The following is a 19,516-nucleotide window of genomic DNA, read 5'->3' on the forward strand; positions in this document are numbered from 1 at the left end:
TATAATATACTTAACAAGACAGCCGATACGATAGAGCAAACCTATCCGTTTCCGGCAAAGTTATCAGTAACTAGAAATAGCACCTCAAAAGCTTGTCCAGAGCGGGGGTGCTATTTTCTATGGGTATAATTGAGAATTGCTACAATCAACAGACCAACGGTCAATATAATCATGAACTCTTCATATGTACTCATATCAACCACTCCTTCCGCAAGACTCGGAAACGGTGGTATGCACCCTATCGGCTGCCTGGGTAAATATATTATTTTATTGTATGCCCCGGCAGCTCTGAAGAGCGCCAGGGAGATACTGTTGCTAATATATCTTCAATTTGTTATTATTGTATTAGGAATTTAGAACTGCATTTATTATAGAATTTTTATTCCATCCTATCATAATATCAGCATAATCAGATACTATTTTAGGAGTACGCTCTTGTCCCCAGGGTTTTACCCCGACGATATACTTTCCATAATCGACCGATTTTAGGATTTCATATTCTATCCAATCACTATGCGCTGCATACATTCCAGAGAGGACAAGAACAATAGAGGCAGGGGCAATTTGATTATCTATTTCACCTTGTAATTTTTTCTTTCCAACTGCCGAATTTGGATCCACTAAAGGGTCGTGTACGGGAACGGAATAATTACTCCAGGTAAGCAGACCATCTTCTTGGGCTTCATTAAGCCAATCTACTACTTTGTAGTAGTGGGAAGAGTATCGCCATGCGTGACTAATAAAAATATGATAACGTTTCATTTTATTCTCCTTTCTTTGCGAGGTGTCATTATGAGTAAAGTTACATTGAAATTTCAAAAAAAGCCGGTTATTGTAGAAGCTTATCAGACAGATGTTGAAATTATAATTTCAACTTTAGAAGGAGATATGAAAGCTTCTCCGGGAGATTGGATTATAACCGGGGTTGATGGAGAGCAGTATCCATGCAAACCAGATATTTTTGAAAGAACATATCAGAGAGTTAATTAGCTTCCTCACTGTCATTGGCATTTTCCCTAATAGTATTGATATTTTTCCACTGATTGTTTTCAGAGGAAATTATGTTTTCAATATTGCGGACAAAAATGTTTTCGATAGTTTCATCTTGGTTATTATAAGGGGCGGATCCAGTAAGATATAAATGTTTTTGATATCTTAACATTTCGCATGTAGAGCGGTATTGAATCCAATTTTCGTGATACTTATTCAATTTGGATATTGATTCAATTACTGCAATAATAGCACCGAATAAACCTACAATGAAAGCTATATATTTGTGAGAAGCTACATAACCTGATAGTAGCGGTATAAGTGATGCAAGTATAATTTCAGCTTTTTGCAAGCGCTTATACCATTTTTGTGCGTCTTTTGATTTTTGATCGTACCAATTGATTTGGTCATCGACTCGTTTTTCTAGATATTCTTTAATATCCAAAACATCCCTCTCTTTCGTTACATACCCTTACATTGAGAAATCTAAATAATCACCAGGTCATATTCCCTTTATAATATATATCCACTGATAATTTGACAGATCTGCACGATATTGCTCTGGCCTGTAAATTCAAACTTTACCTTCCCCAATCCACTGAAGTACATTTCAAGCTCACTGTCCAGATCGAGAATGCCTGCAGTCTCTATTGAATAAGCGCTGACTTTTGAATACGGAAGAGAAGTAAAGTCTTTCTTTTTTCCAGTCATTCCCTGCACATTTACCGCAATGACACGTTTGTTTGTAAATACACAGTAATCTCTCATGGCCTTGTAGGCTCCAATGACCTGCTCACCATTAATCAAGATTGGCTGGATGTCTCCCAGAACAGTATTGGGATCTACCTGTTTCATTTTCACATAAGCACTGTTTGTAAAATCAATCATCGTTTTTTCCTCGCTTTCTTCCTTGATGTTGAGAAGTCGTCTATATAAGCCTTGCGTTTTTTATTGCTGTAAAGATTCTAAAGAGTTCATTAAATCTTCGGTACTCATACCAGATGTAGAGTTTGTATAGGCATCGGTAATCTGTGCAGCATATTCCATATAAACATCCTGTAACTTTCCAGCCCATTCTTCGTATGTTTCATATTCATCTCCATTTTTTGTCATGAGTTCTGCCATTTCTTCTACACCAGTGTTACAGATTTCTGCTAGTTTTTCGACCTTGCTGTTAGAAAGTTCTGCTAAAGCATTGAGGTCATTGGCTTTATCTGCAGATTCTGCATTGTACTCTTCAATGAGCCCTGGAGTTGCATCCTGAATTTGCTTTGTATAGTCATCTAAAATAGTCTGATATGTAACTTCAGATTGTGTTTCCTCGGTAGATTCTGTTTTAGTAGTATCGCCCGAAGAACTATCAGATTCCCCTCCACAAGCAATAAGCGACAAGGATAATGTTCCTGCAATTAATAAGGTTGCAATTTTCTTTTTCATAGTGTTTCCTCTCTTTCCTTTTCCTTTGTATGAGAAGCCGTCTATATTATCTTGCCAACCTGTAGGTTGGGGATAAACATGATATAATAGTCACCTACCGTAACGCATGGCCCATATTTGTCTCTGTAACATTCGATACATTCGTGTAGGTATTCGTCTGTTACTTCTAAATATTCCGCCAGCTCAAATCGGTCGTGACATCCATGTTCATATGCACTGATTAAGCGCCCAAGACCAATGAGCTTATCATAACCCCATAATCTGGCCTGTCGTTCCTGCTTACGGTTTCCGGTATCAGACATGTCCAAAATATTACCAATACCGGTATAGTGGTGCCCAAGTTCTTCAGCCAGGACACATTTCTTTGCTGTAGAATCCATATCCTTTCGCAAATATATATTATTCCCGCGTATCCGTCCGTCATATGTTCTGAACGGACGCTCTTTTATCTCAAGACCTTCGGCATCGGCATCATCTAATAAGACCTCAAAATCCATTGTCAACACCTCCAGTACAATTCTATTATATATGCTGTACAATAAAACCGACTTAGTCTAACATATCCTCATCTTCCTGGCGTTCTTCATTCGTGAAGTCACCACGGGTGTGATGTGCCGCATTGACTTCTAAATGAGATGGCATGTTAACAATGTTGTTTCCGTTCTGCTCTTCCAAAGCCTTTGAACGTTCGTATTCCTTTTCAAGGGTGAAATCTACCATTTCTCTGCCGTGGGCGTCAAGATCACGGTACTTTTTTATGATTTTTAATTCTGTTATAGAAACCTCATCTTCTGGCAAGGTTGGTTGTAGGAAGAAAGAAGCATTTACATGAAGAATACCGCAAATATATGAGAGTGTGTCTAAATCTGGTTTGCTTACATTATTCTCCCAATTACTAATAGTATTTCCCGTTGTGTTTAATTGCCTTGCCAGCTCCGTTTGTTTCAATCCAGCTTCAGTTCTTGCTATTTTTAATTTTTCACCAAATGTCATTATCCTCGCCTCACTTTCTTTATATTGGTAATAGTACAACAATATTTAGAAAATGTAAATCATTAATCACAAAAATCTTGAGATTATTTTAGAAATCCTATTGACATCCCAATTTAATTGGGATAATATAATTTTAAACACAAGATTATTGTGAAAGGAGGAAAGAAATTGCAAACTAACTTGGAGATTAAAAAGTACCTTGAGGAAAATGGTATTACTCAAGCTTTTATTTCTAGAAAGACAGGTATTGAACCGTCTAAATTGAGTCTTGCTCTGAATGGCGAGAGAAAACTGACTTTTGACGAATATTCTGTAATTTGTGGTGTGCTTGGAGTAAATACTGATAAGTTTCTTAAACCTAGGTTACCAAACGAGAAAGGAGAGTGATAGAGAATGGATGCAAGAAATCTTGACAGTGTATCGAGAGAAGAGCAGAAGGCGATCTTAAGTAACACTATTTCTAGGTGCATGATTGAAAATCATATGACACTGGAAAATCTGGATGAAGCATGTGAGAGCGTGAGGGAAATTTACAGAAAGAACGCCACAATAAAAGGCTGACTAAAGCCAGCCCTTATTATCCCCTATGGCATTCGCGACAACAGAAGTAGCAGCCATCGAATTTTTTGTTAGGGTACTTTCGCATCGCTTCCAGCTTTGCAGATTGACATGAACTGAAATATCCAATGTATTCCCTATTCAGCAAGGAGGGAAGAAAAGAACAATCATCAGTATGGATTTCATGGTATCCATTTATGTCAGCGTAAATGTTGAAATAGTAGTGTTTCAAGATAGTCACCACCTTCCTATTAGAATTTCGAAGCTTCTAATAATATGGTAGACCACAATATATAGAAAGTCAAGAAAAATATGTGGAAAAATACAATATATATTTACAAAAAAGAAATATAAACACAATATATTGTGAAAAATATTTATCACAATAGGAAAGATTTTTATCTATTTATGAAAAATATTTCTGGAGAAAAGAAAAAATGGTTGTAAATGATATTACTCAAAAAATTGGGAAATTTCTAAAAGATTCAAATGTAAATTTATCAGAGCTGTCACGAAAGGCGGGGATTCCGTACAATTTGCTCTATGCAAGTGTATGGGATAAGAATCGGGAAAGAGACCTAAGGGCAAACGAGCTGATGAGCATTTGTGTAGTTTTCGAAATCAATCCTATGGATTTCATTGATAATTCAGACAGCGGAGAGGAGGGATAAAGATTAGTAATGACATAGGGATGAAGATATGTTTTTGGATTTATATGCTCACAGGAATATTCACTGCTTTTATCATGCTGGATGTTATAAAAATGACTTTAAAAGACTGGCGAACAAAATGCGCATTTTTAATTATTATTGTCTTAATCTTTTTAGGAATGTGTATTGTAAGCGTAGTTTCTTTTACGGCTATTATCTTTTGTTAAGAACAGGCATCACCAAAGATGGTTCCATCATCTTTGTATGAAAAATCTTGAAAATTGTAGGCATCTAAATTCATGCTGATTTCAAAAATTTTTCTGGAAGTGCGAATTTTCAGTGTGATGTCTTGGTTGCAAAGAATGCGAGCATCCTGCCGACCAGCATGAAAAGCTACATAGCCAGAAAAAGCGGAAAATGGAGCAATTGTTACCGGTAAAGGAGAAGATGTGGAACTGCATATATTTACATCGGAATCAGAACATACGGGAACAGATACATTTAAAGCTGTTCCACCCATTCCGTTCTTGGCATCGGTCACTGTTTCCATATTTGGAAAGAAAACCTTTAAGTCTAGGATGGAAATAGGAAGAGATGATTCGTTGGAAAAGGCAAGCTTAAGAAAGAAAATCTCTTCTTTACAATTGGATAATCTGTCCTTTGGAGTAATTGAAAGATTAACTTCTTCAAGAATATTTTTTTGTTTTTCTGCTTTGATTAATTTAGCGATTGATATTGCTGAAATTATAGTAGCACCAGCAGTGCAAATGGCAGTAACAAAATTAAAAATAGTATTCCACATGATTAAATTCCTCCGAGATATTTGTGAAAGAATTTTATCATAATATGAAAGAATTTTCAATTATTCAGACAGGTGGAAAGGAGGACGCATGAACGAATTAATCAAAGTCAACTATGACACAGAACAGCCGACAGTATCGGCAAGAGGATTACATAGGGCCCTGGAGATTGAAAAGCGCTTTAGTGCATGGTTTGAGACTAATAGTCAAGGCTTTGTTGAGGGGGAAGATTTTACAAGTGTACTTTCGGGTACGGTTGTAAATAACGGGGCACACAGAGAATTACAAGACTACGCATTATCTGTGGATATGGCAAAACATATCTGCCTTATGAGTCGGACAGAGAAAGGGAAACAGTGCCGCCAGTACTTCATTGATCTGGAGAAGGCCTGGAATACACCGGAGCAGATCATGGCAAGAGCATTAAGGATGGCAGATCAGACTATTGAAAGCCTTAAAGAAAGATGTGCATTTCTCGGTGGACAAGTAGAAGAGCAACAACAGGTTATTGAGGAACTTCAGCCGAAAGCCACATATTATGATCTCATACTCCAGTGTCCTGATTTGGTTTCCACAACAGAAATTGCAAAGGACTATGGAATGAGTGCCAAGAAGTTCAACGCTCTTCTGCATGACCTGAAAATCCAGTTTAAGCAGTCCGGAGTATGGTTTTTGTATCAGAAGTATGCGGGCTTTGGCTACACGAAGAGCAAAACTCATAACTATTCCGACGAAGACGGTATACAGCACTCCAGGCAACATATGTACTGGACGCAGAAGGGACGGCTTTTCCTTTACGAGCATCTGAAGGGAATGGATATTGTACCCTTGATTGAACAGGCGGCGTAGGAAATCAACTGGTATTTATCGTAAGGCATGAGGTGTGCAATAAAAATGACAGGGAGGTGAAAGAGGTGCAGAAAAGAGTAGTAAATACTTCCGGTGTTATTAAGAATGAGGATATTTTGAACATGATTATTGATTTTATTCAGGTACATGGATATCCGCCAACGGTAGAAGAAATAGGAGACATTGCAGGGCTCAAAAGTAAAAATTCAACATGGTACCATTTGAAGCAAATGCTTTCCGCTGGAATGCTTGAGACAGATCATCCGGGATGTGCGAGAGCAATAAGAGTACCGGGATATATTTTTGTAAAAGGGTAAAGGCTATTCCACTCGCGAAATAGAATAGCCCCTTACCAATTATTTTACTCGGATTGTTTTGTGCGTGGTCCGGGTAGAATGTCCGTTACTTACCGAAGTACGGACATGGATGCTTTTGCCATTGCTTGAGGGTCTGGCTGTAGAGCGAACCGTAATGCGTCTAGCCATATTAACACCACCTTTCAATAAAGTATAAAACAATTGTTCTATTAATAGGATATGCCATGAACATTTGTTTTGTCAAATTATTGATACCATATAAAGTATTAAGAAATTCTTAAATTACAATATGTTGTGGGAAGTGTTGATAATGTGGATAACTACTTTGGAGTATCGATTGAGCAGTTCAGCAGAGTGGGTGTGCAATAAAAATGACAGGGAGGATATTTATTTGATTCAAAGAAAGGAGAGTGATAGCGAATAATGTTTAGTCTTATGCTTGCGTTGATTAATATGACCTCCATCTTTATTTTGGCAAGGTCAATAAAAAAGATGGAGGACTTTGCGAAACAAAAACTTAGAGAAGAGCTTAAAAAAGAGAATCCTAATAAAGAAGTTGATTTACGAAAATGTCTACTGGATTAAATGTGCTTTTGATACAAGATTCAAGTTCGGATAATTGTGAATCGTTTTGCCCGGGTGGCACAAAAGTAAATGGTAAATATTGGGGATCAGGTTGCATGAACAGATAAAGTTTTCCGCTTAAATCTGGTAACAAAAAAAGCCGACCATTGTAGTAGCTCATGAAATAACCAGCATTACTATTAATTTCGTTTATAGTAGAAAAATATTTGGATGAAAATTTGTTTGAATCGGTATTTACATCATATTTTTCCCACTTAATAATGAAGGATCGAGTTTTTTCAATTATTTTTTTAATAAGTAAGGTTGTATTATATGCCGTCATGATGCTACCTCCTAACATTGGGCTTTGTTGTTATTTCATTCAATAAATAACGGTATCTTGCTAATTGCTCACTAGAGTCGAGATTTAATGAACTGATCAAATCTATCATTTCATTGATTTGGGAAAGTTCTTGCTCGGAAAAAAGGGGTTCATATTTTTTCCTGTATTCAATTAAATCTCGTTGGAATTCTGGTAATAATTCAGCGTTTGAAAATTCATTACGAACTGCATTTTTACCAGAAGAAAGAAGATTTAAAAGGATATCATCTCTATTAATATTAAATTCTTCGGCGGTGTGAGAATATTCAATTTGCTGTTTTATGCTTCCGGTTCTTATTGCGATTCCTATAGAAAAAAATAACCCTATAATGCTCGCAATGCCAGCTATTACGTTAAAAATATCCAATAAAACACATCCTCTCTAAAATATTCCGAATTCGATAATTAAAGTATAGGAGAGGCAAAACGAAAAAGCAAGCTATTTGATTATTTATTAGAAAATCCTGGAAATCTGAAAGAGGAAGGAGATAAAACTATGAAGGAAAACAAGAAAAATAAGAAGAAGGACAATATCACTGTGAAAAAAAGATATACAGGAGATATCGAACCTCAAGGGCAAAAAGGAATGGAAGGACCTAAAGGACCATGCGGGGCACCGGGGTATATCGGCTACAGTAAAAAAGACATCAAAGCCATGAAAAAGGCGGCGAAACGCAAGGAAAAAGAGCAAAAGAAGCGCAAAAAGATGAAAAATAAGCTGAATGAGATCCTAGAGTGGTGTGAGCAGGAAAATTACAGCGTACATGATGTGGAATGGCTGGCAAAAGAACTGGAAAAGGCAATTAGATCCCAGAAGATTAAGGCAAGAAAAATAAAAGTAAAAAATCTATATACGATTTTCTAAATGTTATAAAAAAGAGCATTTATATATAGGAAACACAGCAACCCGGACAATCCGTAAGGAATACATTTTAGAGAGGTGGTGCATGTGAATCCAGATATGAAAAAGATTATGCAAGTGATGATTTCATTATTGGAGGAACAAGAAAAAGCAAAAATAACATACGAATTGGAGAAAACCGCTTAAGGCGGTAAACGATGGACAAGCAGAAAGGAGGCAGCTGGATGAGAAAAGTAAAAAGGATCGCTTATGAAGCAGCGGTAATCGCATGGGACATTTACATCGGACTTGCTCCATTCACACTTGCAGTTACGTTGATCTTGTTTACAGGTTGGGCCTGGAAGCTGCTGGGATGGTGAAGGAGGTGAGGAAAGATGAAGAATCAGATAACATGGCTAAAAGCACAGGAAGAAATTATATTGAATAGAATTTCTTACCGAAAGCAATCTTTGCACAAGCTGGAAGAAGATTTAAAAGTCGTTAGAGAGCTTCTTGAAAAAGTGGAGCAGTCAAAGAAACTGCCCCAAGAAACTAATGCTGATTAAGGTAAGTAAGAATTTCAGCTTTAAAGGAGCGAAAAGCCTTTACTGTAGCGTCATGGCTGGCTTTTAAGGCTTCTCCAACACTGTCATCATAACAATATGAACAGGCTTTTCCAGCATTTGTTTCATAATCTTTGATGATTTCCTCAAGATTATTATTCAAATCATCAATCGTCATGAGGATGCTCCTTTCATCCTGTATTCCGGAATAATCCGGTAATTATAATATAAGGAAGGTTGGATTGATTGGCAAGTAATTAGGAGGTGAGGAAAGATGAAGGAGATCAAACAGTGTAAGGATTGCGGGAATTGCCTTCCAATCAGAGAAGGAGATTTTACTTGCAGCGAACATCCGGGAAGTGTCGTTTTAGAAGACTATGGTCCGGGAGAAGATTTTCTGATATGTAACGGGAAAGACTTCACAGAAAAATAAGAAGAGCGCCCACATGAGCCGGCAAGCTCGGGCACTCTGAAAATTAACCAATTTTATTTTAAGCGAAAGAGAGGAAATTGTAAATGAATTTTGAAGATAAAATTAGCATTCCTGCACAGGAATATAGTACACTTTGTCGAATGGCCGGGAAGATGGAATCGATCATCGAGTACACAATGACAAGGAAGGACTCTGATTTTTTAGATAAAAATATTATAAAAGCGATCGTAGGTGAAAGGCACTTCCATAGAGTTGGGGAAGGTGAGGATAATGTATGACTATAAATGCTCCATTTGCGGATGTTCTTTGGATCCAACAGAGAAATGTGATTGTCAAATGACACATGAACGCAATCTTCAGATGGTAGATGATCTATTGGTGGAAGAGGCAGACGGACAGATGAAATTAAAGGAGGCTGCAAATTATGGAACATATCCCTGGTTACGATGACTGGAAAACAACTCCTCCTGACGATCCGGAGCCAGTAGCATACTGTGATGATTGCGGTCATCCGCTTTTTGAAGGAGACGGAATTACAGATATCTTTGGATATCACTGGTGTGATGAATGTTTGGCAGATAAGAGGAGGATATTGTAGATGTTAAAAAGTTACGAAGAGCTTAGAAATATAGATGTGAAAAGGTTCTGCAAGAAACGTGATGGGCTAGATTATCTTCCGTGGGCTATGTGTGTAAAGCTTTTGCATGACAACGGGGCGGAAGTTGTAAGATGGGAGCCTATTCCAGATCCATCTACAGGTTCTAGTTTGATTATGTCGAATCAGACATTCACAGATAGTAAGGGAAATACAAATCGGTGCTATGAAACCAGAATCCGTGTGACGATAGATGATAAAGAATATGAGATGCAGACACCCGTCATGAATGGTGCAAATCCGGTGAAAGACAATAGCATGAGCCAACAAAGGGTATGGAATAGCATGTGCAGAGCTTTTGTGAAATGCGTTGCTCTTAACACAGGATTAGGGTTTGATCTGTGGCTGAAAGAGGAGGACGGCGAAAATCCTGACATTCCACGCAATTTAGATATGCCAGCTTCAGAGCCAAAGATAAAATCCTTGAAAAATAAGTGTGCATCCTATGACGTCAATTTAGAAGAATGGCTTAATAAAAGGAATTGGAAGATAGAAACGTTGACAGAGGGACAGGCTGCATGGATGCTATCAGTTCTACAAAAACAACTTGGTGATGAATAATGAGATTCACAGGTAAGTTGAAAGAGCCGATCGTGGATTATCTCACTGGCCGTCTTACTATCCTGTTTGAGCCGTGTGAGGATTTCCGGCAGGCCTACGAAGAATTAAGAGGCTGTGAGAAATTAAGTCTTGAAATCAAAAAATATAGACGAAAAAGAAGTTTAGACGCGAATGCTTATCATTGGGTATTAGTAGGAAAACTGGCTAGAGTTCTGGGACTAAGTAATGCAGAGATTCATAACATGGCTTTAAGGCAGTACGGCCAGCCAGAAATCTATGAAGAAAAGGGAGTCTATATGACGATTCCGGACACAGATGAAGCAAGGCATAAAGTAGACAATGCGATGGATTATCATTTGCTGCCTACTTCACAAGTCAGAGAAGGGAAAGACAGAGTCATGTATAGGACCTATAAGCTTTTACGTGGCTCCCATACTTACAATACAGAAGAAATGTCCCGGCTCATAGATGGAATGATAACTATGTGTAAAGAAGCTGGGATCCCGGATGCAGAGATAGCAACACCAGACGAAAAAAGATTGTTGAAAGAGAAGTACGGGGTAGAGATATGAAGAGACTTTGGAGTATTTTTACTGACGATATGGATCATTGTATGTATACAGGAATGTATGGAGTAGAAAGGCACCATGTATTCAGCCACACACCGGGAGAAAGAAAGCTCTGTGAAAAGTACGGTTTCATTGCGCCACTTCATCCGAAACTGCATCCAAACGGTGTACATGCTGGTACCCAGGCTAAGGAAATTGACAGAGATCTTCGTTTCCGCTGCAGAGAGTATTACATAGCACACTATGGAACAGAGGAGGACTTCCGAAGGGAGTTTTTCTATACAACAGCTAACCAATATATCACAAAGTAACTCGTAAACGATACGCATAACGAAGTGGATGCCTGCCGGAGTAATCCGGCAGGGGAAAGGAGAAGCGTGACATCAAAAGCTAAAGCAGAAGAATATTTTAACCGGATATCGGATGGACATAGACATGCAATCAAAAGGCCTTGGGATTCCAATACAGACAGATGTTTACGTGCAATGATTGAAAAGGCAAATAAAAATGGAGATTGCATTATCAATGTAGGGGATGGGATTTACAGGCCAATTCCCGGAGATCCGGTAGATGAAAAAGAGTACCGGGAATATCTTGCAAAAGACAGAAGCCGTGCGAAAGAAATACTGTTAAAGGTTTCTTGCATGGAGCAAACATTTGAGGGTTGGAAACATGAAGCATTATATGCTAATCATCAACGGTAAGCTAAATAATCTGAACGATTATATTACAGCCTGCCGGACAAATCCGTATAAAGGAGCCAAGGTAAAGGCTCATAATGAGAATATTGTGAAAGCGTGTATTTATGAACAGCTCGGCAGACTCCGGATTCAAGGCCCTGTGTATATGAAATACAGATGGTTTGAACCGGATAGGCGGCGAGATCTTGATAATATCTCATCCTTTGGCAGGAAAGTGATACAGGATGCTCTGGTAGAAACACATGTCTTGCGAAATGATGGATGGACGGAGATCACAGGATTTCGTGATGATTTTTATATAGACAGAAAGAATCCAAGGATTGAAGTGGAAATCGAGGAGGTGGGATGATGTGCCGAATAGGATCATAAAAGATTCAATAAATGAAAGTAAGGGACTATCCGAGGTGAGCTTTTTTGCAGAAGATTTGTATAAACGTCTTATAACTTATGCCGACGACTACGGAAGATTTAATGCAGACTGTCAAATCATGCGTGCAAGACTTTATCCAAGGGAGATAGAGATTGTAAGTGAATCAGATATTGAAGATGCATTAATTGAACTATCCGGGGTAGGAAAAGTGGCGTTTTATACATCTTATGCGAGAAAAGAAATTTACGGATGTCTTCCAAAATGGTCTGAACACCAGAGGATAAGAGACAGTAAGAACAAGTGTCCAGACCCAGATGATACATATGTAAATGACTGGTATCTTCGCAGGTTTGTGCCTATAAAAATGAAGATGGATATCATAGAAAGAGATGGATTTAAGTGCCAGATATGTGGAAGGTATATTTCAGCAGCAGATAATGCCTATGCAGTTGTAAAAATGGGATCAGGATTGTTTCACATAGATCACATTGTACCTGTTTCACAAGGGGGCAGAGCCACAATGGAAAACTTGAGACTGACATGCCCAAAATGCAATCAATCAAGAAAAAAGAAGTTTACGTTTGATGAAATTCTTAAGATGACACGTGATTTGCAGAAAGATGCGGCGAGATGCGGCGAGTTGCCGAAAAAATCTGCCTTAATCCAATCCGAATCCAAATCCGAATCCGAATCCAAATCCTACACGGGCGACGTGCGCCTTGATGGTGCGATTTTAGATTTTATTGAGCACAGGAGAAAGATGCGGAAACCTATGACGGACAGAGCGATTGAGCTGATGATAACCAAGCTCAAAAAGCTCGGTAAGGATACGGATGAGCAGATAGATATCATCAACCAGTCCATTGAACGCGGCTGGCAGGGGGTTTTTCCGTTGGAAGCTGTAAACAATAAGCAGAAAAGTAGCTTTAACAACTTCAAAGGCCGCGACTACAGCGGTCAGATAGATGACCTGACAAAAGCCCTGATTGAAGGGGGAAAATAAACGGACATACCGATTTCGTAGACGTCCGGGGAAGCACATGGTAAACCGGATATGTGAGAAAAATACAGAAATAGAAAGGAGCCAGTTGTACCTTGACAATTGAATATTGATGGTTGAAGTAGTATAATTTTTATATCAGTCAAAAAAGGGGGATTATTTCTGTGAGAAAAGGTTTTAGTGGTGAAAATGAATGCTTTGTGTGCGGAGAAACAATATCGTGGGAAAAGGTTCCGGATATTCTTCCAGGGCAAATTGCTGTGTATGAACGACCTGATGTTATGGCAGATGCTTTTGCTGTAGGAAGAAACGAAGATGAAACTGTGAAATTTGAAGTTTCATGTATTTGCCCAAAGTGCAGGACTAAAAATAAGTTTTATAAAGATGTTAAAGTGAAATGATTTTCCTGATTTCTACCAACCATCAATATTCGGTGGTTGGTTTTTTATTGTCTAAAATAGGCTTTTAGCAAAGGAGTAACACCGAGAATTAATCTGTCGGTGGGTATATTGTAAAGAAGATGAACGAAGAGCAGGAAAGGAACGCGGAAGAATGAATCAAGGAGAGCGTTTAATCTTAAGGAAATGCCCAATATGCGGTATGTCAAAGCGAGAAGAAGAGTTCCGTTTTATGAAAAACAAAAAACGGAGATATGCGTATTGCCGAGAATGTGAAAAATGGTATATGAGAAATTACATGAGATCTTATAGGGAAATAAAAAGAGGTGTGACACAATGAGAGAAATATTATTCCGTGCGAAGCGGATAGATAACGGAGAGTGGGTGGAAGGAAACCTTATCACAAATGAAAGGAACGAACATAAAAAATATATTGGTTACATATTTGACGAACGAAATGGAGTGATCGAGGATTTTGATATTGTAGAGGTTATACCGAATACGATTTGTCAGTACACTGGACTGAAAGACAAGAACGAAGAAAAGGTATTTATTGGAGATATCATCAGATGTACTAAAGGATGTCCGCATGAGGTAATCTGGATGAAAGAATATGCCGGAACATTTATTGGTGGGATGCCAGCTGTATACTTATCTGGTTTAGATAAAGGATACGCATGGACTGGTGAAGAGGAGATAGTCGGAAATATCTTTGATAGTCCAGAGCGGTTGAAAGGCGGTGGCAGCAATGAAAAAACTAACTAGAATCTTCTTTGTCCTCTTCACCGTCATAACATTAGCCGGCTGTGCTGCAGAACAAACAAAGCCGGCGCCGGAACCGATTGAAATCCAAATCCCGGAACCCTGCCGTTATGGTTTTGTCATGATCCGGACTCCGGAAGGGAACCAGACTATGTACTCCAGCAGCATAGACATCCAGAACGATGGCAGGGACGGGAAAGCGATCTATATAGTGCTGGACAAAGGGGTGATACAGCAGTGAGAAGGCGAGGAAGAACCCGGAAGGAACAGAAGAATCCTAAAGCTGGAGAAGCAGCGAGAAAATATATTCATAAAGCCTATACCAGTTATGATGTGGCTGGATATATGGCGAAGAAATATAACATCAAAGAGGAGGTCAAGCCATGAGACATATATACTGTGCAGCCTGTGGGAAAGAGGTCCACTATTCCCAGGCAGTACATATGAGGGCGCATGAGCGTACGGACGTGTACAAGTTCCGGACACAACCAATGGATTATTTTGATATGTGCCGGAAGTGTTATGAGAACATGAGGGGAGGCGGTGCCGGTGGACAAAAAGGTTTTAAGTGATTATATCGACGCTTGTGAGTTTATCAAAGAGACAGAGGAAGAAATCAAGAAACTGGAAAAGAAACGCCGGATCGTACAGGATAAAGTAAAGGGAAGCAACCCGGATTTCCCTTATGAGCAGCGGTCTTTCAACCTAGGTGGCACGATTGAGACTTTGGCAGAAGCGGGATTGCTTGCTAGAGAGCGGCAGATCCTGGAGACACAGAAGAGGGAAGCGGAAGAATTAAAGCTGCAGGTGGAAGAGTGGATGCAGGAGATCCCCTTCCGGATGCAGCGGATTATCCGGTATAAGTTCTTTAAGGAGCTGACTTGGGAAGAGGTGGCTACGTTGATGAAATGTAAAGGTGGAGGAGAGACTATCAGAAAAGAAGTACAGAGGTTTATGCAAAAAAATTAAAATTTGTCCGGATTGTCCCGGATTGTCCGGTTTTAAAGTGCTATAGTATAAGCTGAAAGAAGTGGATAATCCATTTGTAGTTCCTTTCTTGTAACCCCCTCACAGGACGCTTTGCTTCGGCAGGGCGTCTTTTCTGTTGAAATTTGTCAGAATATGGAATATTATAGAAGTGGGTTCCAATGTGAGGAGAGGGAGGAAAAATGTCTGTACAACAAGCAATAGTAACTTTGATCGGAGCAATTATTTCTGGAGTATTAGCTACATGTATTACTATTTTCATAAACCACAGAACAGAAAAAATAAAGTTGAAGCAACAATTGGTAGATGATATCTTTGGATATAAATATCAATTAACAAATTCATCCACTCGTAGCGGTATTGATGTCAATGCGAATGGGTTTGTTAGGGCTATGAACAGGATTCCCGTTGTTTTTAATGACGAAGAAAGTATATTGCAGGCATATGACAAATTTTATGACAAAGCTCTTATAGCAGATACGAAAGAACGTTCGGAAAAAATGAATGAAGCACTAATGGATTTGTTGAAACTTATGTGTCATTCAGCGCATATAAAGTGCGATAATTGGAATGATAGTAGGTTCAAACGCACGTTTAATGTATAGTCTATTTTAAGAAGGCACCCTTCTGGGTGCTTTTCTAATGCATAAAATTCGGAAACAGAGGTGAGGTGATTGCCGAAGCAGAGAAGCCCAGATTCTTACAAAGCCGAAGAAATGTATAAGCAGGGTATGAAGTTAGTTGAGATTGCAAGTCAACTAAACGTATCCGAGGGCACTGTAAGAAGTTGGAAAAACAGATACAACTTTGATGGGAAATCTACTGCAACGTTGCAAAAGAATAATCGCAACGTTGCGAAACGAAAACCCGGCGCACCCAAAGGCAATAAGAACGCTGTAGGGCATGGCGCTCCGAAAGGGAACCAGAACGCCACGAAGCACGGACTCTTCTCCCGGTATCTTCCAGAGGATACCCGGGAGATTTTCTTTTCCCTAGATTCTGAAGATCCATTGGATCTGCTGTGGGACCAGATCAAACTGGCATACACGGCGATCATGAGGGCACAGCAGATAATGCATGTCAAAGATCAGGAGGACATGACAAAAGAAACGATAGGTAGTTTTGATACTGGATATACCTACAACGTACAGCAGGCCTGGGATAAGCAGGCTTCCTTCCTGCAGGCACAGGCCAAGGCGCAAAGGGAGTTGACAAGCATGATCCGGCAGTATGAAGAGCTACTGCATAAGAACTGGAAGCTGGCAACGAAGGAACAAAAGGTAAGGATTGAGCAGCTTAAGGCCAATACAGAAAAACTCAAGCGAGACGGAAACAATAATAAGGAATATGGAGGAGTTGAGATTATTAATGACGCACCAGAAGAAAAGAGTGAGGATATCCGAACTGATAATTCCGAAGTATCTGCCTCTATTTAATGACCGACAGCATAAGCATATTATATTGACTTCTGGTCGTGCCGGAACGAAATCCAGCTTCGCGGCTATTCGAGGGGATTATCAAATCGTATCGGATCCTTATGGTTCTGTTGTAGTGCTTCGTAAGCATCATAATAAATTGCGTAAAACGGTATATAAAGAAATGCTCCGAGGGATTAATCGTTTGGAGATTCCTAAAAATAAATTTTATATTACACGTTCACCAATGGAGATTACGTATCAGAAATATGGGACCACAATGTATTTTTCCGGATCAGACGGAGTGGATGATACGAAAGGTATCATCGATGAGAGCAAACCGATCAAGTTAGTTATTGTTGATGAGCTGACAGAGTTCTTCGACGATGGCGAGGGTGAGGAGGAGTTGGCAAATATCGAGGCAACGTTCGTCCGCGGTAATAGTTCAGGGTTTCAAATGATTTATTTATATAACCCTCCCAAGAATCCCAATGCCCCAATTAATGTGTGGTGTAAAAAGATGGAACAACGGGATGATTGTATACATATACACACAGATTATCGGGATGTTCCAGATAGCTGGCTTGGACAAGATTTGATTAATACAGCTTTGGAGATGGAGAAGCATGATACAAAGATGTATAGATGGGTGTGGTTGGGAGAATCTACAGGTGTTGATGATCTGATCTACTACATGTTTAACGATAATCACCGGCATGAACCGGAATCCGAGCATTATAAACTGATTGGAATTGGCGTGGATTATGGACAGCAAAATGCAACAACCTACCAAGCAGGGGGAATCAATATTAATAAGCGGAAATTGGAAGGTCTTGGTGAGTTTTATCACTCTGGAAGGGATTCTGGAAAGCAGAAAAGCCCGTCTGATTATGCAAAGGAACTGATAAAATTTGCGGACGAATTGCATGAGATATATTCTTGCCGTGCCTTTTATGTATATATTGACCCATCTGCAAAGGGGCTTGCTGAAGAAATTAAACGCTTAGCCATGCAGACAAGGAATTATGGGATTGTGATAAAAGATGCGGATAATGATGTGGCTGTCGGTATTCAGCGGGTGCAGAAATGTCTGACATACCAAATTATGACGATTTCTGAAAGACAAGAGAATCTGATCCGGGAGTTAGGAACGTATGAATATGATCCCAAGTCAATTGAGGCAGGAAAAGAAAAACCTATAAAGATTGACGATCATTGTTGTGATGCCTGGAGATATCTGACAATGGGATTATGGGATAAACTGAAATATTTTCTTCCGGTAGGAGAAAGGGATGTATGAGATGGACATTAAGAAATATTTGAATAAAGCAGGGTATGATACGGTGGACGCTTCGTTTTATTCCCTCATCCGCACATGGAAAAGCTGGTACGTCGGCGATGTGAATAAATTCCATAGATACAAGATGTACAACGGCAAGGAACACATTTCATGTCGGAGACTTGGCCTTGGAATGGCAAAAAAACTGTCCGAAGATATTGCGGATCTGCTGCTGAATGAGCGGGTACAGATTACCATTCAGGATAAAGAGACGAACGAATTTGTCATGAACGTCCTGGATAACAATAATTTCTGGGTAATCGGGAACGATTATCAGGAAAGAAAAGCCTATACAGGAACCGTGGCCTATGTGCCATATCTTGATGATATTGAGGTGAGTGAGAACGGCGCTGTTATTCCAGGAGATACAGGAAAAGTAAAAATTAATTATGTTTCTGCAGCAAATATATATCCGCTTTCGTGGTGCAATGGGTATATATCAGAGTGCGCCTTTGTTTTTCCGAAGGTTATTGGGACAGAGAAGTATGCACACATACAGCTTCATATTTTGGAAGATGGAATGTATGTGATAGAAAATCATGTTGTAGAATGCACCGCGGGGGCAGGAAAGGAGATACATACAGAAAATTGGCGTGAGTTGCATGGATTTGAAACAATGTCGGAAAAAATTTATACCGGATCACCAGAACGGCAATTTGTGATTGACCGCTTGAATATTGCAAATAATTCGGATATTGACAATCCAATGGGAGTTGCTATTTTTGCGAATAGTATCGATGTTCTAAGGGGGATTGACACGGTATACGATTCGTATATTAACGAATTTCTTCTTGGAAAGAAGAGAATATTTGCGGCGCCGGAATTGATGGGCGAAGATATCCTTGGGAATCCGGTGTTTGATCCAAATGATGTTGTGTTTTATCAGCTGCCTGAAGGCTATTTGAAAGATGGCGGAAAACCAATTGAAACAGTCGATATGGAAATCCGTGCAGAGGCCCATGAAAAAGCAATTAACGATAATCTAAACATGTTATCTATGAAATGTGGCTTTGGACAAAATCATTATAAATTTGAAAATGGAAGTGTCCAAACAGCGACACAAGTAATATCCGAAAACAGTGATATGTACCGGGCTATCAGTAAACATGAACTGATTTTGGAAGATGTATTGGATGAATTGATTCGGATTATTGCCCGCCTTGGAAGTGTCCTTGGTGTTAAAACAAATCCTGAAACAGAGATTGTTATTAATTTTGATGATTCAATTATCGAAGATAAAACGGCTGAAAGACAGCAGGATCGTCAGGATGTCAGCATGGGAGTGATGAGCCATGCTGAATATCGAGCCAAGTGGTACGGCGAAACGCTGAAAGAAGCTCAATCAAAACTGCCGGAGCAGAACCGGGTAATGGAGTGATCGC

The 19,516-nt window shown here is 39.3% G+C and carries 37 protein-coding genes; 27 read left to right on the plus strand and 10 right to left on the minus strand.

The genetic code is table 11. The features are described from left to right. Positions 1–345 precede the first annotated feature (345 nt). Positions 346–762, minus strand: a complete 417-nt coding sequence (locus tag R2J37_RS05715) for a TIR domain-containing protein (protein WP_256195741.1) — start codon at positions 760–762, stop codon at positions 346–348. Positions 763–792: 30 nt separating this feature from the next. Between R2J37_RS05715 and R2J37_RS05720 the strand changes: the two genes are divergently transcribed. After that, positions 793–990 (plus strand): PGDYG domain-containing protein, encoded by a 198-nt coding sequence (locus R2J37_RS05720; protein WP_256195739.1) that lies wholly within the window; start codon positions 793–795, stop codon positions 988–990. On the opposite strand, the gene R2J37_RS05725 is transcribed toward R2J37_RS05720, so the two are convergent. The 5 genes from R2J37_RS05725 to R2J37_RS05745 form a co-directional block, all read right to left on the minus strand. Then, entirely contained in the window at positions 983–1,435 is a 453-nt protein-coding gene (locus tag R2J37_RS05725; RefSeq protein WP_256195737.1) for a DUF4231 domain-containing protein, read from the minus strand. The genes R2J37_RS05720 and R2J37_RS05725 overlap by 8 nt on opposite strands. Before the next feature lie 68 nt (positions 1,436–1,503). Beyond that, entirely contained in the window at positions 1,504–1,878 is a 375-nt protein-coding gene (locus tag R2J37_RS05730) for a PH domain-containing protein (RefSeq protein ID WP_230106680.1), read from the minus strand. A gap of 60 nt (positions 1,879–1,938) precedes the next feature. Beyond that, a complete protein-coding gene (locus R2J37_RS05735; RefSeq protein WP_316266536.1) occupies positions 1,939–2,427 on the minus strand; it encodes a hypothetical protein in 489 nt (162 codons plus the stop codon). Between the two features lie 41 nt (positions 2,428–2,468). Then, entirely contained in the window at positions 2,469–2,924 is a 456-nt protein-coding gene (locus R2J37_RS05740; protein WP_316266538.1) for an ImmA/IrrE family metallo-endopeptidase, read from the minus strand. Between the two features lie 52 nt (positions 2,925–2,976). Further along, positions 2,977–3,420 carry a helix-turn-helix domain-containing protein gene (locus R2J37_RS05745; protein ID WP_316266539.1) on the minus strand — a complete coding sequence of 148 codons (444 nt, stop codon included), beginning with the start codon at positions 3,418–3,420 and terminating at the stop codon, positions 2,977–2,979. Positions 3,421–3,588: 168 nt separating this feature from the next. On the opposite strand from R2J37_RS05745, the gene R2J37_RS05750 reads away from it, so the two are divergent. The 3 genes from R2J37_RS05750 to R2J37_RS05760 all read left to right on the plus strand — a co-directional run bounded on the left by R2J37_RS05750 (position 3,589) and on the right by R2J37_RS05760 (position 4,649). Then, on the plus strand, positions 3,589–3,807 hold the full coding sequence (locus tag R2J37_RS05750; protein ID WP_316266541.1) for a helix-turn-helix domain-containing protein: 219 nt from the start codon (positions 3,589–3,591) through the stop codon (positions 3,805–3,807). Positions 3,808–3,813: 6 nt separating this feature from the next. Further along, a complete protein-coding gene (locus R2J37_RS05755; RefSeq protein ID WP_316266543.1) occupies positions 3,814–3,981 on the plus strand; it encodes a hypothetical protein in 168 nt (55 codons plus the stop codon). A gap of 434 nt (positions 3,982–4,415) precedes the next feature. Then, a complete protein-coding gene (locus R2J37_RS05760) occupies positions 4,416–4,649 on the plus strand; it encodes a helix-turn-helix domain-containing protein (RefSeq protein WP_316266545.1) in 234 nt (77 codons plus the stop codon). A 202-nt stretch (positions 4,650–4,851) separates the two neighbouring features. Here R2J37_RS05760 and R2J37_RS05765 read toward each other — a convergent pair whose 3' ends face one another. Continuing rightward, a complete protein-coding gene (locus R2J37_RS05765) occupies positions 4,852–5,430 on the minus strand; it encodes a hypothetical protein (RefSeq protein WP_316266546.1) in 579 nt (192 codons plus the stop codon). 88 nt (positions 5,431–5,518) lie between these two features. Here R2J37_RS05765 and R2J37_RS05770 point away from each other — a divergent pair, with 88 nt between their 5' ends. Together R2J37_RS05770 and R2J37_RS05775 are read left to right on the plus strand one after the other, a co-directional pair. Beyond that, positions 5,519–6,277, plus strand: a complete 759-nt coding sequence (locus tag R2J37_RS05770; protein ID WP_316266547.1) for a phage antirepressor KilAC domain-containing protein — start codon at positions 5,519–5,521, stop codon at positions 6,275–6,277. A 65-nt stretch (positions 6,278–6,342) separates the two neighbouring features. Next, the gene (locus R2J37_RS05775; RefSeq protein ID WP_316266549.1) at positions 6,343–6,594 is read left to right on the plus strand and encodes a LexA family protein; all 252 of its coding nucleotides are present in this window, start codon (positions 6,343–6,345) and stop codon (positions 6,592–6,594) included. Positions 6,595–7,138: 544 nt separating this feature from the next. Here the strand turns inward: R2J37_RS05775 and R2J37_RS05780 are convergent. Both R2J37_RS05780 and R2J37_RS05785 read right to left on the minus strand, forming a co-directional pair. Further along, positions 7,139–7,501: a hypothetical protein gene (locus tag R2J37_RS05780; protein WP_316266551.1), complete on the minus strand. Its 363-nt coding sequence runs from the start codon at positions 7,499–7,501 to the stop codon at positions 7,139–7,141. Between the two features lie 4 nt (positions 7,502–7,505). After that, the gene (locus tag R2J37_RS05785) at positions 7,506–7,907 is read right to left on the minus strand and encodes a hypothetical protein (RefSeq protein ID WP_316266553.1); all 402 of its coding nucleotides are present in this window, start codon (positions 7,905–7,907) and stop codon (positions 7,506–7,508) included. Between the two features lie 129 nt (positions 7,908–8,036). Between R2J37_RS05785 and R2J37_RS05790 the strand changes: the two genes are divergently transcribed. From R2J37_RS05790 to R2J37_RS05800, 3 genes are all read left to right on the plus strand, one after another. Then, positions 8,037–8,405 carry a hypothetical protein gene (locus R2J37_RS05790; protein WP_316266554.1) on the plus strand — a complete coding sequence of 123 codons (369 nt, stop codon included), beginning with the start codon at positions 8,037–8,039 and terminating at the stop codon, positions 8,403–8,405. A gap of 221 nt (positions 8,406–8,626) precedes the next feature. Next, positions 8,627–8,761, plus strand: coding sequence for a hypothetical protein (locus R2J37_RS05795; protein WP_316266556.1), 135 nt, complete (start codon positions 8,627–8,629; stop codon positions 8,759–8,761). 15 nt (positions 8,762–8,776) lie between these two features. After that, positions 8,777–8,947, plus strand: a complete 171-nt coding sequence (locus R2J37_RS05800) for a hypothetical protein (protein WP_316266557.1) — start codon at positions 8,777–8,779, stop codon at positions 8,945–8,947. Here the strand turns inward: R2J37_RS05800 and R2J37_RS05805 are convergent. Then, on the minus strand, positions 8,934–9,122 hold the full coding sequence (locus R2J37_RS05805) for a hypothetical protein (RefSeq protein WP_316266558.1): 189 nt from the start codon (positions 9,120–9,122) through the stop codon (positions 8,934–8,936). The two genes, R2J37_RS05800 and R2J37_RS05805, sit on opposite strands and share 14 nt — an antisense overlap. Positions 9,123–9,218: 96 nt before the next feature. Between R2J37_RS05805 and R2J37_RS05810 the strand changes: the two genes are divergently transcribed. The 18 genes from R2J37_RS05810 (at position 9,219) to R2J37_RS05895 (ending at position 19,512) form a co-directional block, all read left to right on the plus strand. Further along, a complete protein-coding gene (locus R2J37_RS05810) occupies positions 9,219–9,377 on the plus strand; it encodes a hypothetical protein (RefSeq protein WP_316266560.1) in 159 nt (52 codons plus the stop codon). An 83-nt stretch (positions 9,378–9,460) separates the two neighbouring features. Next, a complete protein-coding gene (locus R2J37_RS05815) occupies positions 9,461–9,655 on the plus strand; it encodes a hypothetical protein (protein WP_230106667.1) in 195 nt (64 codons plus the stop codon). Positions 9,656–9,801: 146 nt separating this feature from the next. Beyond that, positions 9,802–9,975: a hypothetical protein gene (locus R2J37_RS05820; protein WP_230106666.1), complete on the plus strand. Its 174-nt coding sequence runs from the start codon at positions 9,802–9,804 to the stop codon at positions 9,973–9,975. Continuing rightward, a complete protein-coding gene (locus R2J37_RS05825) occupies positions 9,976–10,593 on the plus strand; it encodes a Sak single strand annealing protein (RefSeq protein ID WP_316266563.1) in 618 nt (205 codons plus the stop codon). Continuing rightward, complete coding sequence (locus tag R2J37_RS05830) at positions 10,593–11,165, plus strand: hypothetical protein (protein ID WP_316266565.1); 573 nt, start codon at positions 10,593–10,595, stop codon at positions 11,163–11,165. Before R2J37_RS05825 ends, R2J37_RS05830 begins: the two co-directional genes overlap by 1 nt. Beyond that, positions 11,162–11,473: a phosphoenolpyruvate carboxykinase gene (locus R2J37_RS05835; protein ID WP_316266567.1), complete on the plus strand. Its 312-nt coding sequence runs from the start codon at positions 11,162–11,164 to the stop codon at positions 11,471–11,473. Before R2J37_RS05830 ends, R2J37_RS05835 begins: the two co-directional genes overlap by 4 nt. A gap of 66 nt (positions 11,474–11,539) precedes the next feature. Next, entirely contained in the window at positions 11,540–11,866 is a 327-nt protein-coding gene (locus R2J37_RS05840) for a hypothetical protein (RefSeq protein ID WP_316266569.1), read from the plus strand. Further along, positions 11,835–12,212, plus strand: coding sequence for a RusA family crossover junction endodeoxyribonuclease (locus tag R2J37_RS05845; RefSeq protein ID WP_316266571.1), 378 nt, complete (start codon positions 11,835–11,837; stop codon positions 12,210–12,212). Before R2J37_RS05840 ends, R2J37_RS05845 begins: the two co-directional genes overlap by 32 nt. A 1-nt stretch (position 12,213) precedes the next feature. After that, a complete protein-coding gene (locus R2J37_RS05850) occupies positions 12,214–13,236 on the plus strand; it encodes an HNH endonuclease (RefSeq protein ID WP_316266573.1) in 1,023 nt (340 codons plus the stop codon). Positions 13,237–13,397: 161 nt separating this feature from the next. Further along, positions 13,398–13,634, plus strand: coding sequence for a hypothetical protein (locus tag R2J37_RS05855; protein ID WP_316266575.1), 237 nt, complete (start codon positions 13,398–13,400; stop codon positions 13,632–13,634). Between the two features lie 333 nt (positions 13,635–13,967). Continuing rightward, positions 13,968–14,396 carry a YopX family protein gene (locus R2J37_RS05860; protein ID WP_316266577.1) on the plus strand — a complete coding sequence of 143 codons (429 nt, stop codon included), beginning with the start codon at positions 13,968–13,970 and terminating at the stop codon, positions 14,394–14,396. Further along, positions 14,380–14,634: a hypothetical protein gene (locus R2J37_RS05865; protein ID WP_316266579.1), complete on the plus strand. Its 255-nt coding sequence runs from the start codon at positions 14,380–14,382 to the stop codon at positions 14,632–14,634. The genes R2J37_RS05860 and R2J37_RS05865 overlap by 17 nt, the downstream gene beginning before the upstream one ends. 142 nt (positions 14,635–14,776) lie before the next feature. Beyond that, positions 14,777–14,965 carry a hypothetical protein gene (locus R2J37_RS05870; protein ID WP_316266581.1) on the plus strand — a complete coding sequence of 63 codons (189 nt, stop codon included), beginning with the start codon at positions 14,777–14,779 and terminating at the stop codon, positions 14,963–14,965. After that, a complete protein-coding gene (locus tag R2J37_RS05875) occupies positions 14,943–15,362 on the plus strand; it encodes an RNA polymerase subunit sigma-70 (protein WP_316266583.1) in 420 nt (139 codons plus the stop codon). The genes R2J37_RS05870 and R2J37_RS05875 overlap by 23 nt, the downstream gene beginning before the upstream one ends. 200 nt (positions 15,363–15,562) lie before the next feature. Continuing rightward, complete coding sequence (locus R2J37_RS05880) at positions 15,563–15,985, plus strand: DUF6680 family protein (protein WP_316266585.1); 423 nt, start codon at positions 15,563–15,565, stop codon at positions 15,983–15,985. Between the two features lie 126 nt (positions 15,986–16,111). Then, positions 16,112–16,816, plus strand: coding sequence for a phage terminase small subunit (gene terS / locus R2J37_RS05885; RefSeq protein WP_316266587.1), 705 nt, complete (start codon positions 16,112–16,114; stop codon positions 16,814–16,816). Next, positions 16,749–18,095, plus strand: a complete 1,347-nt coding sequence (locus R2J37_RS05890; RefSeq protein ID WP_316266588.1) for a PBSX family phage terminase large subunit — start codon at positions 16,749–16,751, stop codon at positions 18,093–18,095. The genes terS and R2J37_RS05890 overlap by 68 nt, the downstream gene beginning before the upstream one ends. After that, the gene (locus R2J37_RS05895; protein ID WP_316266589.1) at positions 18,088–19,512 is read left to right on the plus strand and encodes a phage portal protein; all 1,425 of its coding nucleotides are present in this window, start codon (positions 18,088–18,090) and stop codon (positions 19,510–19,512) included. Before R2J37_RS05890 ends, R2J37_RS05895 begins: the two co-directional genes overlap by 8 nt. Positions 19,513–19,516: the final 4 nt, after the last annotated feature.

It is taken from the genome of Claveliimonas bilis (assembly GCF_030296775.1).
In the GTDB taxonomy this organism is placed as follows: Bacteria; Bacillota; Clostridia; order Lachnospirales; family Lachnospiraceae; genus Claveliimonas; species Claveliimonas bilis.

Bases quoted from the DNA above. Each gene is read 5' to 3' on its own strand.
- R2J37_RS05715 (WP_256195741.1), bottom strand. From the start codon at position 762: ATGAAACGTTATCATATTTTTATTAGTCACGCATGGCGATACTCTTCC.
- R2J37_RS05720 (WP_256195739.1), top strand. From the start codon at position 793: ATGAGTAAAGTTACATTGAAATTTCAAAAAAAGCCGGTTATTGTAGAA.
- R2J37_RS05730 (WP_230106680.1), bottom strand. From the start codon at position 1,878: ATGATTGATTTTACAAACAGTGCTTATGTGAAAATGAAACAGGTAGAT.
- R2J37_RS05735 (WP_316266536.1), bottom strand. From the start codon at position 2,427: ATGAAAAAGAAAATTGCAACCTTATTAATTGCAGGAACATTATCCTTG.
- R2J37_RS05740 (WP_316266538.1), bottom strand. From the start codon at position 2,924: ATGGATTTTGAGGTCTTATTAGATGATGCCGATGCCGAAGGTCTTGAG.
- R2J37_RS05745 (WP_316266539.1), bottom strand. From the start codon at position 3,420: ATGACATTTGGTGAAAAATTAAAAATAGCAAGAACTGAAGCTGGATTG.
- R2J37_RS05755 (WP_316266543.1), top strand. From the start codon at position 3,814: ATGGATGCAAGAAATCTTGACAGTGTATCGAGAGAAGAGCAGAAGGCG.
- R2J37_RS05760 (WP_316266545.1), top strand. From the start codon at position 4,416: ATGGTTGTAAATGATATTACTCAAAAAATTGGGAAATTTCTAAAAGAT.
- R2J37_RS05765 (WP_316266546.1), bottom strand. From the start codon at position 5,430: ATGTGGAATACTATTTTTAATTTTGTTACTGCCATTTGCACTGCTGGT.
- R2J37_RS05770 (WP_316266547.1), top strand. From the start codon at position 5,519: ATGAACGAATTAATCAAAGTCAACTATGACACAGAACAGCCGACAGTA.
- R2J37_RS05780 (WP_316266551.1), bottom strand. From the start codon at position 7,501: ATGACGGCATATAATACAACCTTACTTATTAAAAAAATAATTGAAAAA.
- R2J37_RS05790 (WP_316266554.1), top strand. From the start codon at position 8,037: ATGAAGGAAAACAAGAAAAATAAGAAGAAGGACAATATCACTGTGAAA.
- R2J37_RS05795 (WP_316266556.1), top strand. From the start codon at position 8,627: ATGAGAAAAGTAAAAAGGATCGCTTATGAAGCAGCGGTAATCGCATGG.
- R2J37_RS05800 (WP_316266557.1), top strand. From the start codon at position 8,777: ATGAAGAATCAGATAACATGGCTAAAAGCACAGGAAGAAATTATATTG.
- R2J37_RS05805 (WP_316266558.1), bottom strand. From the start codon at position 9,122: ATGACGATTGATGATTTGAATAATAATCTTGAGGAAATCATCAAAGAT.
- R2J37_RS05810 (WP_316266560.1), top strand. From the start codon at position 9,219: ATGAAGGAGATCAAACAGTGTAAGGATTGCGGGAATTGCCTTCCAATC.
- R2J37_RS05815 (WP_230106667.1), top strand. From the start codon at position 9,461: ATGAATTTTGAAGATAAAATTAGCATTCCTGCACAGGAATATAGTACA.
- R2J37_RS05820 (WP_230106666.1), top strand. From the start codon at position 9,802: ATGGAACATATCCCTGGTTACGATGACTGGAAAACAACTCCTCCTGAC.
- R2J37_RS05825 (WP_316266563.1), top strand. From the start codon at position 9,976: ATGTTAAAAAGTTACGAAGAGCTTAGAAATATAGATGTGAAAAGGTTC.
- R2J37_RS05830 (WP_316266565.1), top strand. From the start codon at position 10,593: ATGAGATTCACAGGTAAGTTGAAAGAGCCGATCGTGGATTATCTCACT.
- R2J37_RS05835 (WP_316266567.1), top strand. From the start codon at position 11,162: ATGAAGAGACTTTGGAGTATTTTTACTGACGATATGGATCATTGTATG.
- R2J37_RS05845 (WP_316266571.1), top strand. From the start codon at position 11,835: ATGAAGCATTATATGCTAATCATCAACGGTAAGCTAAATAATCTGAAC.
- R2J37_RS05860 (WP_316266577.1), top strand. From the start codon at position 13,968: ATGAGAGAAATATTATTCCGTGCGAAGCGGATAGATAACGGAGAGTGG.
- R2J37_RS05865 (WP_316266579.1), top strand. From the start codon at position 14,380: ATGAAAAAACTAACTAGAATCTTCTTTGTCCTCTTCACCGTCATAACA.
- R2J37_RS05870 (WP_316266581.1), top strand. From the start codon at position 14,777: ATGAGACATATATACTGTGCAGCCTGTGGGAAAGAGGTCCACTATTCC.
- R2J37_RS05880 (WP_316266585.1), top strand. From the start codon at position 15,563: ATGTCTGTACAACAAGCAATAGTAACTTTGATCGGAGCAATTATTTCT.
- terS (WP_316266587.1), top strand. From the start codon at position 16,112: ATGAAGTTAGTTGAGATTGCAAGTCAACTAAACGTATCCGAGGGCACT.
- R2J37_RS05890 (WP_316266588.1), top strand. From the start codon at position 16,749: ATGACGCACCAGAAGAAAAGAGTGAGGATATCCGAACTGATAATTCCG.
- R2J37_RS05895 (WP_316266589.1), top strand. From the start codon at position 18,088: ATGTATGAGATGGACATTAAGAAATATTTGAATAAAGCAGGGTATGAT.